Genomic DNA, 16022 nt, shown 5'->3' on the forward strand with positions numbered 1-16022 from the left:
GAGCATTCTGCTGGGGATAGCGGAGTTAGTCGAGCTTGCTCGGCGGCGGTTCCGGCGCATCGTCGACTTTGCCGGGTGGCGGCTCGGGGGCGTCTTGCTCTGTCTCAGGCCCTGCGATGGTCTTGCGGTCATCCTCAACCGGCACCAATTTGTATTCCTGACCGTGCATATTCTTCAGGTACACCTCCATCTGCCGGAACGAGATGTTGATGTGCTGTTTCTTGAACTCACGGTTGATGTAGCGGTTGACCTCGTCCAGCACCGGGTTACGGTCACCCAGGTCGCGCACATGCATGCGCAGTTCGTGGTCGAGCGTGCTTTCGCCGAAATTGAGGAAGTAAACATGGGGTTCTGGCTCTTTCAGGACCCGTGGGTTTTCCCTGGCAGCCTTGAGTAACAGTTCCTTCACCAGGTCCAGATCCGAGCCGTAGTCCACGCCCAGTTTCAGGGTGACGCGGGTGATGGTATCGGTCAGCGACCAGTTGATCAGTTGCCCAGTGATGAAGGTTTTGTTCGGGACAATGATGTCCTTGCGGTCAAAGTCAGTGATCGTGGTGGCGCGGATGCGGATCTTGCTCACCGTGCCCGACAGGTTGCCGATGGTGATGGTGTCGCCGATGCGCACCGGGCGTTCGAACAGGATCATGATGCCGGAGATGAAGTTCGCGAAGATCTCCTGCATACCAAAGCCCAAGCCCACCGACAGCGCCGCCACCAGCCATTGCAACTTGTCCCAGCTCACGCCGAGGGTGGACAAGGTGGAGACGAAACCGACGCCGGCAATCACATACGACAGCAACGTGGTGGTCGCATAGGCGCTGCCCTGGGCCAGGTCCAGCTTGGACAGCACCAGCACCTCGAGCAGGCCGGGCAGGTTGCGCGCCAGGGCGAAGGTGATGCCGATGATGATCAGCGCACCGAGCAAGTCGCCGATGCTGATCGGCACCATGCTGATATTGGCACCCGTACCGCTGGTGTATTCGTACAACGTGACGTTATCCAAATACGAAAACACCGAGATCAGGTCAGACCATACCCAGTACAGCGCGGCAATAAAGCCGCCAAGCAAGGCCAGGCGGATCAGTCGCATGGACTGTTCGTTCACCTGTTCGATGTCCAGGGTCGGTTCTTCGATCACTGCTTCGCCGTCGCCGGCTTCCTTGGCGGCCTGGCGTTTGGCCAGGGCACGCGCATAGGCCAGTCGCCGCGCGGCGACGCCCAGGCCGCGGACGAAGGTGGCTTCGATCACCAGCCAGAACATCAGCAGGTAAAGGGTGTTGATCAGGCGGTCGCTGAGCTTGAGCGCGGTGTAGTAGTAGCCAAAGCACACGGCGATAAACAGCGCGACCGGCAGCGCGGTAAACATCAGGCCCACGGCCTTGCGGAACAGTGAGGCCTTTTCATGGGTCGGGCTGTTGAGCAACAGGCGGCCGAGCAGCCAGGCCATCAGCGCGTAGCAGGTGAGTACCACGCCGATGCCCAGCACGTCGTCGGCCAGCGCCGCCGGTTGGTGTTCCGCGATGGCCACCACGGCCACCAGCGCGAGTACCACCAGCCCGAGTTTGCGCACCCAACCTTGCAGGAATTCGACCTGGGGCTTTTCCCAGCGAAAGTGCAGTTCCGCCACCCCACCCGGCGCCAGGATGCGATAAGCGGTATAGAACACCAGCCAGGCCTGGGCGATTTGCAGCAGGGCCGAACCGAGGTTGGCGTTCTGCCCACGGGCGTCGATTTGCAGCGCGTAGCCGCACAGCGCCAAGCCTAAGGAAACCGGCATTGCCAGCAGAATATTGATCAGGATGGCCTGGGGCGTGTGCCACTGGCTGTCGCGCTTGAAGTGGCCAATATCCAGATGCACCTTGTTCAGGCGCTGGTACAGGTTTTTACGGCGCCATAGCAGCGCGCCAATCAACAGCAGCAGCGGCAGGAACAGCAGCGGGCGCTGGGTCAGGCCGTCGTACAGTTCGCTGACGCTGGAGGCCCAGGGCAAGGTGGCGACTTGCTTGCTCAGGTGCGCCGGCACCGTTTCCAGCCATTCGGTGTCCAGCGGCTTGTTGCTGGGGATCCAGAACATCTGCTCATCCAGCGTCGCGCGCAGGGTGGTGGCGGTGCTGAGCAGTTGTTTCTGGTTCAGTTGCAGGGTGATGGATTCATTGAGCAGCGCGCTCAGCTCACGGCTCAGGCGCTCCAGCAGGTCGCTGCGGGTGATCGCCAGTTCCAGCAGGGTGCGGCGCAGTTGGGGGGTGATGTCTTCCGGCGCTTGGTTGGCCAGCAAGTTATCCACATAGGCACTTGGCGAACTGATCAGTTCGCGTTGCTGGTTGACCTCGAATTGGTACAGGCGAATGTTGGCGATGTCGTCCGCCAGGTCGCGGTCCACGGTCAGGCGTGGCAAGGCTTGTTTCTGTTTGTAGAGGATCTTGGACAGCAACAGGCTGCCCTTGAGCACGTTGATCTGCTCGTCCAGGGCCGAGTCGCTCTGGGTCACCGTGTCGAGTTGCTGCTTGGTTTTCAGGTTCTTCTGGGTCAGATCGTTGAGGCGGTCGGTGCTTTTGAGCAGGTAGTCGGACAACTTCAGGTTGGCCGCGCTTTCCGTGGCCAGCAGGCTACTGCCGCCGGCCTTTTGCGCTTCGATGGACTGCTGGGTCACCGTTTGTTGGGACTGGGCCAGGCGTTTCTGGTTGATCAGGGTTTGCAGGTCCTGGATCTCTTGTTCCAGGCGCGCGGTTTTTTCCATCACCAGGTCGTGTTGGCTGTTGCCCAGGTCTTGCAGTTGACTGTTGCCGGCCAGTTCCTGGCGACGCAGCGGGATCAGTGCGTTGAGGGCGGCCAGTTCGGCATTGAGCTGGTTGCGCTGGTCGCCGCTGAGGGTCTTGCCGTTGTCCTTGCCGGCCTTGAGGATCGAGTTGATCTGCAGGATGCGCGTCTGGCTGCTGCTGATTTCGGTCTGGGCGCGCTCGGGGCGGGTTTGCGCGGCGATGGACAGGCTGTTGGCGTCAGCCAGTTCTTTTTGCAGGTCGCCTTGCTGGGTGGTGCGCTGCACCAGCAGTTGCTCAAGCTGCGGCACCGGCAGGGTGGCGTAGCGCTGGGCGACCGGGATGATTTTGGTGGCCTTGAGCCGGGTCAGTTCGCGCTGGTTGTCGGCGGTCTCGCGCGGCGCGTCTTCCAGCTGGCGCTTGAGGTCGACCAGGCGCTGCTCGTAATCCTGCTTGTTGCCCAGGTACGTCAAGGTCTGCTGCAGGATGCCCTGCAGGGCCTTCATGTCGGCGTCGGGCAACTTGCGGTCGGGCAGCTTGTCCAGGGTTTGCTGGATGGCGTCGGCGCTGGGCGGGTCGGCCGCGTGAACGGTGCCGACACAAAGGGTCAGGCCCAGCAGGGCAGTGGCGAGGAACGTGCGCAGGGTAGGCATAGAGACCGGTCTTGCAAGGTGAAGAATCGGGGGCGTCGTCGCCCCGCAGTTTAGAGGAAGAGTCCGGGGCCCGGGCGACTTCCTTCGGGGAATCTGACGCCCACTTTGCCAATCTTGTTCCCGTCCATGACTGCGACGGTCCAGATGGTGTTGTTCCACTCCACCTGGTCGCCGACGATGGGCGCGCCGCCGACTTTCTGGGTGATGAAACTGCTCAGCGGCATATCCGGGTCGATGCCTTCCAACTTCAGGCCGTACAGCGCGGAAACCGCGCCCAGTTGGGCATCGCCTTCCAGCACGAAGTCGCCGAAGAAACGCAGGTCCAGACCGCGTTGCGGGGCTTGGCTGAACAGTTTGCCCAGGGCCGGCAGGTTGTGTTCGTGGCCGATCACGCAGAGCAGGTCGCCGACTTCCAGCACGGTACTACCCGACGGATGGAGCAGTTGCTGGCCACGGAACAGCGCGGCGATCCGCGTGCCTTCGGGCATTTTCAGCTCACGCAGGGCTGCGCCGATGCACCATTTTTCCGCGCCCAGGCGGTAGACGAACAGCTCCCACTCGCTGGTGACGTGCACTTCCAGCGCGGCACGGGAAATCGGCGCCGGGTCCGGCGGTACGGTGACTTTGAGCAGCTTGGCCACCCACGGCAGGCTCGTGCCCTGCACCAGCAGCGACACCAGCACGATAAAGAACGCGAGATTGAAGTACAGCTGCGCATGGGGCAGCCCGGCCATCAGCGGGAACACCGCCAGAATGATCGGCACCGCGCCGCGCAGGCCCACCCAGGCGATAAAGGCCTTTTCCCGACCGTGGAACGCTTTGAAAGGCAGCAGGCCGACCATTACCGACAATGGCCGCGCAAACAGAATCATCCACAGCGCCAGGCCCAGGGCCGGCAACGCGATGGGCAGCAAGTCATGGGGCGTGACCAGCAGGCCCAGTACCAGGAACATGCCGATCTGCGCCAGCCAAGCCATGCCGTCGAGCATATGCAAAATGCCATGACGGCTGCGCACCGGGCGGTTGCCGATCACCAGGCCGCACAGGTACACGGCGAGGAAGCCGCTGCCGTGCAGGGCGTTGGTTACGGCGAACACGAACAGGCCGCCAGCGATCACCAGGATCGGGTACAGGCCGGTGGCCAGGTTGATGCGGTTGACCATTTGCAGCATCAGCCAGCCGCCGCCCAGGCCGACCACGCCGCCGATGCCGAACTCGCGCACCAAGTGAGTCAGCAGGCTCCAGTGCAGGCCGGTCTGGCCGCTTGCGAGCATGTCGATCAAGGTGACAGTGAGGAACACCGCCATTGGGTCGTTGCTGCCGGATTCGATTTCCAGGCTGGCGGTGACCCGTTCGTTGAGGCCCTTGCCGCCGAGCAGCGAGAACACTGCCGCAGCGTCTGTGGAGCCGACAATTGCGCCAATCAACAAGCCTTGGATGATATTGAGGTCAAACAGCCAGGCCGCGGCCATGCCGGTGAGGCCGGTGGTAATCAACACCCCCACCGTGGCCAGCGACAACGCCGGCCAGAGTGCCACGCGGAAACTCGCCACCCGTGTGCGTAAACCGCCATCGAGCAGGATCACGGCCAGGGCGAGGTTGCCCACCAGGTAGGCGGTTGGGTAGTTATCGAAGATGATGCCGCCGCCATCGACGCCGGCGACCATGCCCACGGCCAGGATGATCACCAATATCGGGATACCCAGGCGGGACGAAAGAGAACTCACCAGAATGCTCGCACTCACCAGCAACGCGCCGATCAAGAACAGGCTGTTGATGGTCGTCGCATTCAAAGGCAGTACTCCATGAGCAAACAAGACGGGGCGCAAACTGACCATGCAGTCTGCGTGCCAGCGATTCTAACCTGTTGAATTGCTGCGCTGTCAAAAAGCTTTTTCTGATTCGTGCGGAGCTAATGTAGAAGCTGGCTTGCTCTAGTGAGCAGGGCTCTAGTGGTGAGCAGGCAGGCTGTGATGATCAAGACTTTTGTGGTGAGCAGGCTTGCCCTGCGCTGGGCTGCGAAGCAGCCCCAAAACCAGTCACCGGATACTGTCTGTAAAAATGAGGTGTTCCTGTTGGGGCTGCTTCGCAGCCCAGCGCGGGGCAAGCCCGCTCACTACAGTCGGTCGGGGTCAGTTACAGGCGGAAACGGCCGACCATTCCATTCAAATCCACCGCCAGGCGCGACAGCTCGCTGCTCGCCGCACTGGTCTGGCTGGCGCCCGTCGCTGATTGCACGGACAAGTCGCGAATATTCACCAGGTTGCGATCCACTTCCCGCGCCACCTGGGCCTGTTCTTCCGCTGCGCTGGCGATCACCAGGTTGCGTTCGTTGATCTCCACGATCGCGGTATTGATGGTATCCAGCGACATCCCGGCGCCTTTGGCGATATTCAGCGTCGATTCGGCGCGTTCGGTGCTGTTGCGCATCGAATCCACCGCGTGTTCGGTGCCGGCCTGGATACTGCCGATCATCCGCTCGATCTCGCTGGTCGATTGCTGCGTGCGATGAGCCAGTGCGCGCACTTCATCGGCGACCACCGCAAAACCGCGACCGGCTTCGCCAGCACGTGCCGCTTCAATCGCCGCGTTCAGGGCCAGCAGGTTGGTCTGGTCGGCCAGGCCACGGATCACGTCCAGCACCTTGCCGATATCGCGTGATTCATTGGCCAGGTCGCCAATCAAGGTGGCGGTGGCTTGCACATCGCCGCTCATGCGTTCGATGGCGCTGACGGTTTCCTGCACCAGGTCACGGCCATCGCCGGCAGAAGTGGTGGCGTTGCGCGATGCCTCGGAGGTGCTCACCGCATTGCGGGCAACTTCTTCGACGGCACTGGTCATCTCGTTCACCGCCGTGGCGGCTTGTTCGATTTCGTTGTTTTGCTGGGTCAGGCCACGGGCGCTTTCGTCGGTGACGGCGTTCAGTTCCTCGGCAGCCGACGCCAGCTGGGTCGCGGACCCGGCAATGCGTTGCAGGGTGTCGCGCAGTTTGTCCTGCATCTTGGCCATGGCCGCCAACAGGCGCCCGGCTTCGTCGTTGCCGTCGACTTTGATCGGGCGCGTCAGGTTGCCTTCGGCCACTTCTTCGGCTGCTTCCAAGGCCTGGGAGATGGGCAGGGTGATGCTGCGGGTCAGCAGCCACGCAAACAGCAGTGTCAGCAGGGTGGCGATCACCAGAAGGCTCACCACCATGTTGAAGGCCATGTTGTATTGGTCTTCGGCGTCTTTATTGGTAGCCAGGGCCATCTTATTGTTGATGTCCAGCAGGCGGGTGAGCACGGCGTTGACCTGCTCGGAGTTGCTCAGCAGTTCGGTATTGAGCAGGGTGCGCAGCTCTTCCACTTGATTGGCGCGCGACAGGCTCTTCATGCGCTCTTCAATCTGATGGTACTGGCCCAGCAGGCGTACGTATTCGTCGTAGGTCGAGCGCTCTTCGCTGCTCTCGATGAGTTTTTCGTAGATGCCCTGGGCCGTGCGAATCTGCTGATTGCGCAGCTCAAAGGCTTCCAGGGTTTTTTGCTGGACCTCCGGCTCGCGGTTGGTCAGCAGGCGGTACGACAGCACCCGCAGGCGCAGAGTCAGTTGGGTGAACTCATCGAGGGCACGAATGCTTGGCACGCTGGACAGGGTGATGTCTTCCGTGGCGGCGCGTATCTTGCTCATTTGATTCAGGGCGAACACACCGAGAAACAACATCAACGCGCCAATAAACGCGAAGCCGAGGAAGGCCCTCGGAGCGATATTCATATTACGAAGCGACATGCGGGAATCCTGGGGGAGATGCGCGATCCGTGCGGCCATCAGACGGGGTGTCCCTCTTTATCGGTCGTACGACTAAAGTCTAAAGGGGCGTGTGCGGTTTTGTCGCATCTGACGAGGGGTTTGATCGATTCAGGAACCAGATCCGGGAAATGCAGTCACTAAGGCTCGAAAGTGCGGCCCGGCCCTTAAAAATCGGGCTGCGCGCCGGGGATAACCCTGGCATCCGAGGTGAATTTTCTTTATCGTCACCGCCCTTTTAAAAAGCCCGAGAAATCAAAATGTTAGAAGCATCCCTCAGCCAATTGGAACAACTGGTCAGCGATCTGGTACAGCAGAACCAGGATCTGCTGGGCACCAACGAATCCCTCAAGGCCGAACTGGCCCGCGCCAAGGACGAGAACGACAGCCTGCAACTGAACCTGATGGAACAGGAAGAAAAGCACGGCGCCACCGCCGCGCGTATCCAGGCGCTGGTTGAGCGTGTGAGCGCAGGGCCTGTCGGCGCATGAGTGAAGGGATAAAGGTCGTTTCGATTCTCGGAGAGGATTACTCGATCAAGGCACCGGCCGGGGAAGAGAAAACCCTGATGCACGCCGTGACCCTGCTCAAGGCGTCCCTGGCCACCACCAAGAAGAAGTACCCGACCCTGATCGGTGACAAGCTACTGGTGCTGGCGGCGCTGAACCTGTGCGCCGAGCAGATCGAAATGCAGCAGGCGCACCAGCAGGAACTCGACCGTTACCAAGAGCAAGTCAGCGCCACGGTCGATGTGATTTCCAAGGCGATCGGAACGCCTTAGAACCACTCATCTTGCATGCCGAGGCACGTGTCATCGCGGGCCTCCAAGATTGCCAGTTCATGATGGCAGCTCGGCACTTCCCAGGTCAGGAAGTACCGGGCAGCCTGGAGCTTGCCTCTATAGAAGGCCACATCCGCCGCATGACCCTTGGCCAAGCCTGCTTCGGCGCGAATCGCCTGTTCCAGCCAGCGCCAGCCAATTACCGTATGCCCGAACACCTTCAGGTACAGCGCCGAATTCGCCAGGCTGCTGTTGACCTTGCCCTGGGCGAGATCTGTCAACAGGCCAAGGGTGACGGTTTGCAGGCGGCTGACCAGCTGTTCCAGGGGTTCCCTCAGTGGGGTGAGGCTTGGGTATGCCTGCGCGCGAGCACCAGTTTCGGCAATTAGTCTTATCAGTTGCTTCAGACCCGCGCCGCCATTTTGCGCCAATTTGCGCCCGAGCAAATCCAGGGACTGGATGCCGTGGGTGCCTTCATGGATAGGGTTCAGGCGGTTGTCACGGTAATACTGCTCCACAGGGTACTCGCGGGTGTAGCCATGGCCGCCGAGAATCTGGATCGCCAGTTCGTTGGCTTTGAGGCAGAACTCCGACGGCCAGGATTTGACGATGGGCGTGAGCAGGTCCAGCAGTTCGTGGGCCTGTTTGCGTTCGGTTTCGGTGGCCAGGGTGGTGGTGTCGTCGAACAGCCGCGCGGCGTAGAGGCCGAGGTCGAAGGCGCCTTCTACGTAGGATTTTTGGGTGAGCAGCATGCGCTTGATGTCTGCGTGCTGAATGATCGAGACCGGCGCGGTCGTGGGATCTTTACTATCGGGCAGGCGGCCTTGTGGGCGTTCGCGGGCGTATTCCAGCGAGTAGAGGTAGCCGGCGTAACCGAGCATGACGGCGCCCATACCGACGCCAATCCGCGCCTCGTTCATCATCTGGAACATGCAGCTCAAACCCTGGTGCGGCTTACCCACCAGATAACCGATGCAATTGCCGTTATCGCCGAAGTTCAGCGCAGTGGACGTGGTGCCGCGCCAACCCATCTTGTGGAACAGCCCGGCCAGCAACACATCGTTGCGCTCGCCCAGGCTGCCGTCGTCGTTGACCAGGAACTTGGGCACGATAAACAACGAAATGCCCTTCACCCCGGCCGGTGCGTCCGGAAGTTTGGCCAGCACCATGTGCACGATGTTTTCCGACAGCGGGTGGTCACCGCCGGAAATGAAGATCTTATTGCCCTTGAGTCGGTAAGTCCCGTCAGCCGCTGGCTCTGCGCGTGTACGAATATCTGACAGGGATGAGCCGGCGTGAGGTTCGGTGAGGGCCATGGTGCCAAAGAAACGGCCGTCGATCATCGGTTGCAGAAAGCGTTGTTTCTGGTCCTCAGTGCCGAAGCTCTCGATCAGGTTGGCGGCGCCCATGGTCAGGAACGGATAGGAAGTAGATGCCGCGTTGGCCGACTGGAAGTGCGCAAAACAGGCTTGGGACAGCAGGGTGGGCAGTTGCATGCCACCCGCTTCAAAGCTGCGGGCTGCGTTGAGGAAGCCGGCTTCGAGGAACGCATCCACCGCTGGCTTCACTTCCGGAATCAGGATGGCCTTGCCGTCTTCGTAGCGCGGTTCGTTTTCGTCGTTCTTGCGGTTGTGAGGAGCGAAATACTTCTCGGCAATAGTGCGCGCGGTACTGATGGCCGCATCGAAGGTTTCGCGATTGTGCTCGGCAAACCGCTCGCGCTGGGTCAGGCCCTCGGCATCGAGGACTTCATACAGCTCGAAAGCCAGATTGCGGGAACTGAGCAGCGTCTCGGACATGGCGGCTTACCTTTGGAGGAATTGGCCTGAGTCTAAGTGCGCGAATAGAGGCTGGATAGCAAGATTGATTTGGGTGATGGAAGGCCAGAACAAACTCGGTTCTTGTGGGCGCTGGCTTGCCTGCGATGCAGACACCTCGGTGCGTCAGTTGCACTGAGGTGCTGCTCTCGCAGGCAAGCCAGCTCCCACAGGGTTTACCGTTAGCCGATGGTCATGAGGCTGGCGTTACCGCCAGCTGCCGCCGTGTTAACACTCAACGCCCGCTCGATCACCAGGCGTTCCAGTGCAATCGCGGTCTCGCCTTGGGACAAGCCATGCACCCCGACAATCGCCCCACTGCGCCGCGCAACTTGCTGGCACACCGCACGCAATTGATCGGAATCACCGTGATGCAAGACCGCGTCGAACACTACGTCGTCCTTGGTCCAGTCGGCCACGCGCTTGATCTTCGCCTGAATCTCCTTCGGCAGGCGTGGGAACAAGGCCTTGGTCAGGTCAGATTCCGGCCATACCGCCGAACCGCCCACGGCCAGTACCGCCGCCAGTTGCGTCAGCAGATCGCCTTCCACTTCCGCCAGGCACAGTACGTGCTCGCGGGGCAGGATGGCGTAGCTGTTGCGTTCGCCGGTCGGGCCGGCCAGTTGACGGGTGATACCGCTTTGCGATTGCGCGGCGAACTGGCTGCACAGGGCGCTCAGGTCGCTGAACTTATTGCTGTCGGCCCAGGATTTCAGGGCGGTCAGCGGCTGGCTCATGGCATCTCGCAGGCGCACGTCCGGCGCGGCCAGTGCGTCGCCGCGTACGAAGGATTGCTCGATGGCATCCGTAGGGCGCGTCGACAGCAGGCGGTACAGGTACAGCGGGCCTCCGGCTTTCGGGCCAGTGCCCGACAGACCTTCGCCGCCGAAAGGTTGCACGCCGACCACAGCGCCCACGATGTTGCGGTTCACATAAACGTTACCGGCGTTGACGTTGTCGATCACCTTGGCGATGGTCTCGTCGATACGGGTGTGCACGCCCAGGGTCAGTCCGTAGCCGGAAGCGTTGATCTGGCCGATGAGCTGGTCGATCTCTTTGCGCTTGTAGCGCACCACGTGCAGCACCGGTCCGAAGATCTCCCGTTGCAGCTCGTCGAAGCTTTCCAGCTCGATCAGGGTCGGCATCACGAAGGTGCCGCGCTTGATCTCTTCACCGTCGGCAATCGCCACTTGATACACATTGCGGCCTTTGTCGCGCATGGCCTGGATGTGTTTTTCGATGCCGGCCTTGGCCTCGGCATCGATCACCGGGCCGATGTCGACGGACAGGCGCTCAGGGTTGCCCAGACGGCATTCCGCCATGGCGCCCTTGAGCATTTCGATGACACGGTCTGCCGAATCTTCCTGCAGGCACAACACGCGCAGGGCCGAGCAGCGTTGGCCGGCACTGTCGAAGGCCGAGGACACCACGTCGATTACCACTTGTTCGGTGAGCGCCGAGGAGTCGACGATCATCGCGTTCTGGCCGCCAGTTTCGGCGATCAGCGGGATCGGACGGCCCTGGGCATCCAGGCGGCCGGCGACATTGCGTTGCAGCAGACGCGCCACTTCGGTAGAGCCAGTGAACATCACGCCTTTGACGCGATCATCCCCCACCAGGCGGGCACCCACGGTTTCGCCCTGGCCCGGCAGCAGTTGCAGCACGCCTTCCGGAATACCGGCTTCCAACAGGATGCGCACGGCTTGCGCGGCGACCAGCGGAGTTTGTTCGGCCGGCTTGGCCAGTACCGGGTTGCCGGCGGCCAATGCGGCGGCGACTTGGCCGCTGAAGATGGCCAGCGGGAAGTTCCACGGGCTGATGCACACCACCGGCCCCAGTGGGCGGTGGGCGTCGTTGGTGAAATCGTTGCGTGCCTGCACCGCGTAATAGCGCAGGAAGTCTACGGCTTCACGCACTTCGGCGATGGCGTTGGCGAAGGTCTTGCCGGCTTCACGGGCCAGCAGGCCCATCAGTGGCTGAATCTCGCCTTCCATCAGGTCGGCGGCACGTTCCAGGATGGCGGCGCGCTCGGCGGGCGGGGTGGCCTGCCAGATCGGACCGGCGCTGATGGCGCACTGGATAGCGTTGTCGACGTCTTCGACGGTGGCTTCTTGAACATGACCGACCACGTCACGCAGGTCGGACGGGTTCAGTACCGGCGCCGCCGCTTGCTCTCTGGAGGCGCAACCGAGCATCGGCGCAGCTTTCCAGTTGTTGTGAGCCGTGGCCAGCAAGGCGCAGGACAGCGACGCCAGGCGGTGTTCGTTGGCCAGGTCGATACCGGCCGAATTGGCGCGGTCGCTGCCGTACAGGTCACGCGGCAAGGGGATACGCGGGTGCGGCAGGCCGAAGCCGCCTTCCAGCGTGGCCATTTGCTCGATGCTGGCCACTGGATCGGCCACCAGCTCCTGAATGGAGATGGATTGGTCGGCAATGCGGTTGACGAACGAGGTGTTCGCGCCGTTTTCCAGCAGGCGACGGACCAGGTAAGCCAGCAGTGTTTCGTGGGTGCCGACTGGAGCGTACACACGGCACGGACGGTTCAGCTTGCCATCGGCAACCTTGCCTACGACCTGCTCGTACAGCGGTTCGCCCATGCCGTGCAGGCATTGGAACTCGTACTGGCCGGGGTAATAGTTCTGACCGGCGATATGGTAGATGGCCGACAGCGTGTGAGCGTTATGCGTGGCGAACTGCGGGTAGATGACTTCCGGCACCGACAGCAGTTTGCGCGCGCAAGCAATGTAGGAAACGTCGGTGTACACCTTGCGGGTGTAGACCGGGTAGCCTTCCAGGCCTTCGACCTGGGCGCGCTTGATTTCGCTGTCCCAATACGCGCCTTTCACCAGGCGGATCATCAGGCGATGGCGGCTGCGGCGCGCCAGGTCGATGACGTAGTCGATCACATACGGGCAACGCTTCTGGTAGGCCTGGATCACGAAACCGATACCGTTCCAGCCGGTCAGTTGCGGCTCGAAGCACAGGCGCTCCAGCAGGTCCAGGGACAGCTCCAGGCGGTCGGCTTCTTCGGCGTCGATGTTCAGGCCGATGTCGTATTGCTTGGCCAGCAAGGTCAGGGACAGCAGGCGCGGGTACAGCTCGTCCATCACGCGCTCGTACTGCGCACGGCTGTAGCGCGGGTGCAGTGCCGACAGCTTGATGGAGATACCCGGACCTTCATAAATCCCACGGCCGTGGGAGGCTTTGCCGATCGAATGGATGGCTTGTTCGTACGAGGCCAGGTACTTCTGCGCGTCGTGTTCAGTCAGCGCAGCTTCACCGAGCATGTCGTAGGAATAGCGGAAACCCTTGGCTTCGAACTTGCTCGCGTTGGCCAGGGCTTCGGCGATGGTTTCGCCGGTGACGAACTGTTCGCCCATCAGGCGCATCGCCATGTCGACGCCCTTGCGGATCATCGGCTCGCCGCTCTTGCCGATGATGCGGCTCAAGGACGAGGTCAGGCCTGCTTCGTTGTGGGTGGCGACCAGTTTGCCGGTCAGCAGCAGGCCCCACGTAGCAGCGTTGACGAACAGCGACGGGCTGTTGCCCAAGTGCGGCTGCCAGTTGCCGGTGCTGATCTTGTCGCGGATCAGTGCGTCGCGAGTGCCCTTGTCCGGGATGCGCAGCAGCGCTTCGGCCAGGCACATCAGTGCCACGCCTTCCTGGGACGACAGGGAAAACTCCTGCAGCAGGCCCTGAACAATACCGGCACGGCCGCCAGCACTTTTCTGGTTACGCAGTTTTTCGGCGATTGAGGCGGCCAGCTTGTTGGTGGCTTCGGCCATTGGGCCCGGCAGACGAGCCTGTTCGATCAGCATCGGCACCACTTCCGGCTCGGGGCGGCGGTAAGCGGCGGTGATCGAGGCGCGCAATACGGATTGCGGCAGGATGCTCTCGGCGAACTCAAGGAAGCACTGGTGGGCGTGGTCGGTCTGGACCTCGCCTGCATCGTCGGCGTCCTTGCTGTTCAAACCATTGAGTTCGGACAGGGTTGCACCACCCTCCAGTTTCTCCAGGTAATTGAAAATCGCCTGCTTGATCAGCCAGTGCGGCGTGCGATCAATGGAGGTCGCGGCAGCCTTCAGGCGCTCGCGGGTCGGGTCGTCGAGTTTGACCCCAAGGGTGGTCGTAGCCATTTTCTTATCCTCATGGGTGCCACTACCGAGTGGCATTAGCTGGCGGCAAGATTAGCTTTGCGCATGCAGAGGTGCAACCGGGTGCAACCCTTTTTATTCAGGAAATTTTCGATCGTGATCGGGAAAAAAAGACACTGCCGACGGATTCCGCTCTGCCTTGGTGCGTTTGCTTCTGAGATCGGCTGTTCTTGCTCCGAAAAGGAGCAAAAACAGGGCGTTTTCCACAAAACATATCAAGGTGCAACTTATTCTCACGAAACTGGTTGCACCTTATTTGCTTTGTTGAATAGCATTCGCGCCCAAGGTGCAACCACTTTGAAAGTTCGGTTCATCGGCTGACGGCTTTCCTGGGGAAACGTCAGTCATAAATGCGCGGCACGCAGCTACGTCTACCTACTTCCAGTGGGTGGCCGTCTGACAGACCGTTGCTACATAAAAACAAAGCCAGGGCGTCACTCTTATGAGCGTTAGTAATCCAACCCTGATCACGTTCGTGATCTATATCGCAGCAATGGTGCTGATCGGCTTCATGGCCTATCGCTCCACCAACAACCTTTCCGATTACATCCTGGGCGGTCGCAGCCTCGGTAGCGTGGTGACTGCCTTGTCGGCCGGCGCTTCCGACATGAGCGGCTGGTTGTTGATGGGCCTGCCGGGCGCGATCTACATGTCTGGCCTGTCGGAAAGCTGGATCGCCATCGGCCTGATCGTCGGTGCCTACCTCAACTGGCTGTTCGTCGCCGGTCGCCTGCGGGTCCAGACCGAGCACAACGGTGACGCGCTGACCCTGCCGGATTACTTCTCCAGCCGTTTCGAAGATAAAAGCGGCCTGCTGCGGATCATCTCCGCCGTGGTGATCCTGGTGTTCTTCACCATTTACTGCGCCTCCGGTATCGTCGCCGGCGCCCGCCTGTTTGAAAGCACCTTCGGCATGTCCTACGAGACTGCCTTGTGGGCCGGTGCCGCAGCGACCATTGCCTACACCTTCGTCGGTGGTTTCCTGGCCGTGAGCTGGACAGATACCGTACAAGCCACGCTGATGATCTTCGCGCTGATTCTCACGCCGATCATCGTGCTGCTGGCCACCGGCGGCGTCGACACCACGTTCCTGGCGATCGAAGCCCAGAACCCTGACAACTTCAACATGCTGAAAAACACCACCTTCATCGGCATCATCTCGCTGATGGGCTGGGGCCTGGGTTACTTCGGCCAGCCGCACATCCTGGCGCGTTTCATGGCGGCGGATTCGGTGAAGTCGATTGCCAAGGCACGTCGCATTTCCATGACTTGGATGATCCTGTGCCTGGGCGGCACCGTGGCGGTGGGCTTCTTCGGTATTGCCTACTTCTCGGCGCATCCGGAAGTGGCAGGTCCTGTGACCGAAAACCACGAACGCGTATTCATTGAGCTGGCCAAGCTGCTGTTCAACCCATGGATTGCCGGCGTGCTGCTGTCGGCCATCCTGGCGGCGGTGATGAGCACTTTGAGCTGCCAACTGTTGGTGTGCTCCAGCGCCTTGACCGAAGACTTCTACAAGACCTTCCTGCGCAAAAACGCGTCCCAGGTTGAGTTGGTATGGGTCGGTCGCCTGATGGTGCTGCTGGTTGCACTGATCGCCATCGCCATGGCCGCCAACCCGGAAAACCGCGTACTGGGCCTGGTGAGCTACGCCTGGGCCGGTTTCGGCGCCGCATTCGGCCCTGTGGTGCTGATCTCGGTGATCTGGAAAGGCATGACCCGCAACGGCGCACTGGCCGGTATCCTGGTCGGCGCGATCACTGTGATTGTGTGGAAACACTTCGAATTGCTGGGCCTGTACGAAATCATCCCAGGCTTTATCTTCGCCAGCCTGGCGATCTACTTCGTGAGCAAGATGGGCGCACCGACTGCCGGTATGGTCGAGCGTTTTGATGCTGCGGAAAAAGACTACAACCTCAATAAGTAATTCGCTGGGTGTTTAGCGCCAAGTGAGTTGAAAGAAAGGCCCGCGTCCTACGGATTGCGGGCCTTTTTTTATGTGTAATTTATGTCGGTCCTAAGAAAATTCGGACGTGCGCACGTAGGGTTTTACTGATTTTCTTGGCGAGTGCTCAGCAGGT

Annotated in this window: 8 protein-coding genes and 1 pseudogene; 3 read left to right on the forward strand and 6 right to left on the reverse strand. The window is 61.0% G+C overall.

Annotation, left to right across the window (positions count from 1 at the left end):
- Positions 1-25: 25 nt before the first annotated feature.
- The 4 genes and pseudogenes from mscK to U367_RS1000000132635 all read right to left on the reverse strand — a co-directional run.
- Entirely contained in the window at positions 26-3409 is a 3384-nt protein-coding gene (mscK, locus tag U367_RS0101585) for a mechanosensitive channel MscK (protein ID WP_028615454.1), read from the reverse strand.
- 50 nt (positions 3410-3459) lie between these two features.
- On the reverse strand, positions 3460-5202 hold the full coding sequence (locus tag U367_RS0101590; RefSeq protein ID WP_016977199.1) for a potassium/proton antiporter: 1743 nt from the start codon (positions 5200-5202) through the stop codon (positions 3460-3462).
- Between the two features lie 343 nt (positions 5203-5545).
- Positions 5546-6418 carry a methyl-accepting chemotaxis protein gene (locus U367_RS1000000132630; protein WP_370694346.1) on the reverse strand — a complete coding sequence of 291 codons (873 nt, stop codon included), beginning with the start codon at positions 6416-6418 and terminating at the stop codon, positions 5546-5548.
- Between the two features lie 30 nt (positions 6419-6448).
- Positions 6449-7210, reverse strand: a pseudogene (locus U367_RS1000000132635) (MCP four helix bundle domain-containing protein); the annotation flags it as partial.
- Positions 7211-7449: 239 nt separating this feature from the next.
- Here U367_RS1000000132635 and U367_RS0101600 point away from each other — a divergent pair.
- Entirely contained in the window at positions 7450-7680 is a 231-nt protein-coding gene (locus U367_RS0101600; protein WP_016977201.1) for a hypothetical protein, read from the forward strand.
- Complete coding sequence (locus U367_RS0101605; protein WP_016977202.1) at positions 7677-7970, forward strand: cell division protein ZapA; 294 nt, start codon at positions 7677-7679, stop codon at positions 7968-7970. The genes U367_RS0101600 and U367_RS0101605 overlap by 4 nt, the downstream gene beginning before the upstream one ends.
- Here the strand turns inward: U367_RS0101605 and U367_RS0101610 are convergent.
- Complete coding sequence (locus U367_RS0101610) at positions 7967-9769, reverse strand: acyl-CoA dehydrogenase (protein ID WP_028615456.1); 1803 nt, start codon at positions 9767-9769, stop codon at positions 7967-7969. The genes U367_RS0101605 and U367_RS0101610 overlap by 4 nt on opposite strands.
- Positions 9770-9969: 200 nt before the next feature.
- Positions 9970-13923: a trifunctional transcriptional regulator/proline dehydrogenase/L-glutamate gamma-semialdehyde dehydrogenase gene (putA, locus tag U367_RS0101615; protein ID WP_028615457.1), complete on the reverse strand. Its 3954-nt coding sequence runs from the start codon at positions 13921-13923 to the stop codon at positions 9970-9972.
- Positions 13924-14383: 460 nt separating this feature from the next.
- Between putA and putP the strand changes: the two genes are divergently transcribed.
- Positions 14384-15868: a sodium/proline symporter PutP gene (gene putP, locus U367_RS0101620; protein ID WP_028615458.1), complete on the forward strand. Its 1485-nt coding sequence runs from the start codon at positions 14384-14386 to the stop codon at positions 15866-15868.
- Positions 15869-16022: the final 154 nt, after the last annotated feature.

Source organism: Pseudomonas canadensis, from assembly GCF_000503215.1.
GTDB lineage: Bacteria > Pseudomonadota > Gammaproteobacteria > Pseudomonadales > Pseudomonadaceae > Aquipseudomonas > Aquipseudomonas canadensis.

Coding starts and splice junctions, on each gene's coding strand:
- mscK (WP_028615454.1), bottom strand. CDS start 3,409: ATGCCTACCCTGCGCACGTTCCTCGCCACTGCCCTGCTGGGCCTGACC.
- U367_RS1000000132630 (WP_370694346.1), bottom strand. CDS start 6,418: ATGGCCAAGATGCAGGACAAACTGCGCGACACCCTGCAACGCATTGCC.
- U367_RS0101600 (WP_016977201.1), top strand. CDS start 7,450: ATGTTAGAAGCATCCCTCAGCCAATTGGAACAACTGGTCAGCGATCTG.
- U367_RS0101605 (WP_016977202.1), top strand. CDS start 7,677: ATGAGTGAAGGGATAAAGGTCGTTTCGATTCTCGGAGAGGATTACTCG.
- U367_RS0101610 (WP_028615456.1), bottom strand. CDS start 9,769: ATGTCCGAGACGCTGCTCAGTTCCCGCAATCTGGCTTTCGAGCTGTAT.
- putA (WP_028615457.1), bottom strand. CDS start 13,923: ATGGCTACGACCACCCTTGGGGTCAAACTCGACGACCCGACCCGCGAG.
- putP (WP_028615458.1), top strand. CDS start 14,384: ATGAGCGTTAGTAATCCAACCCTGATCACGTTCGTGATCTATATCGCA.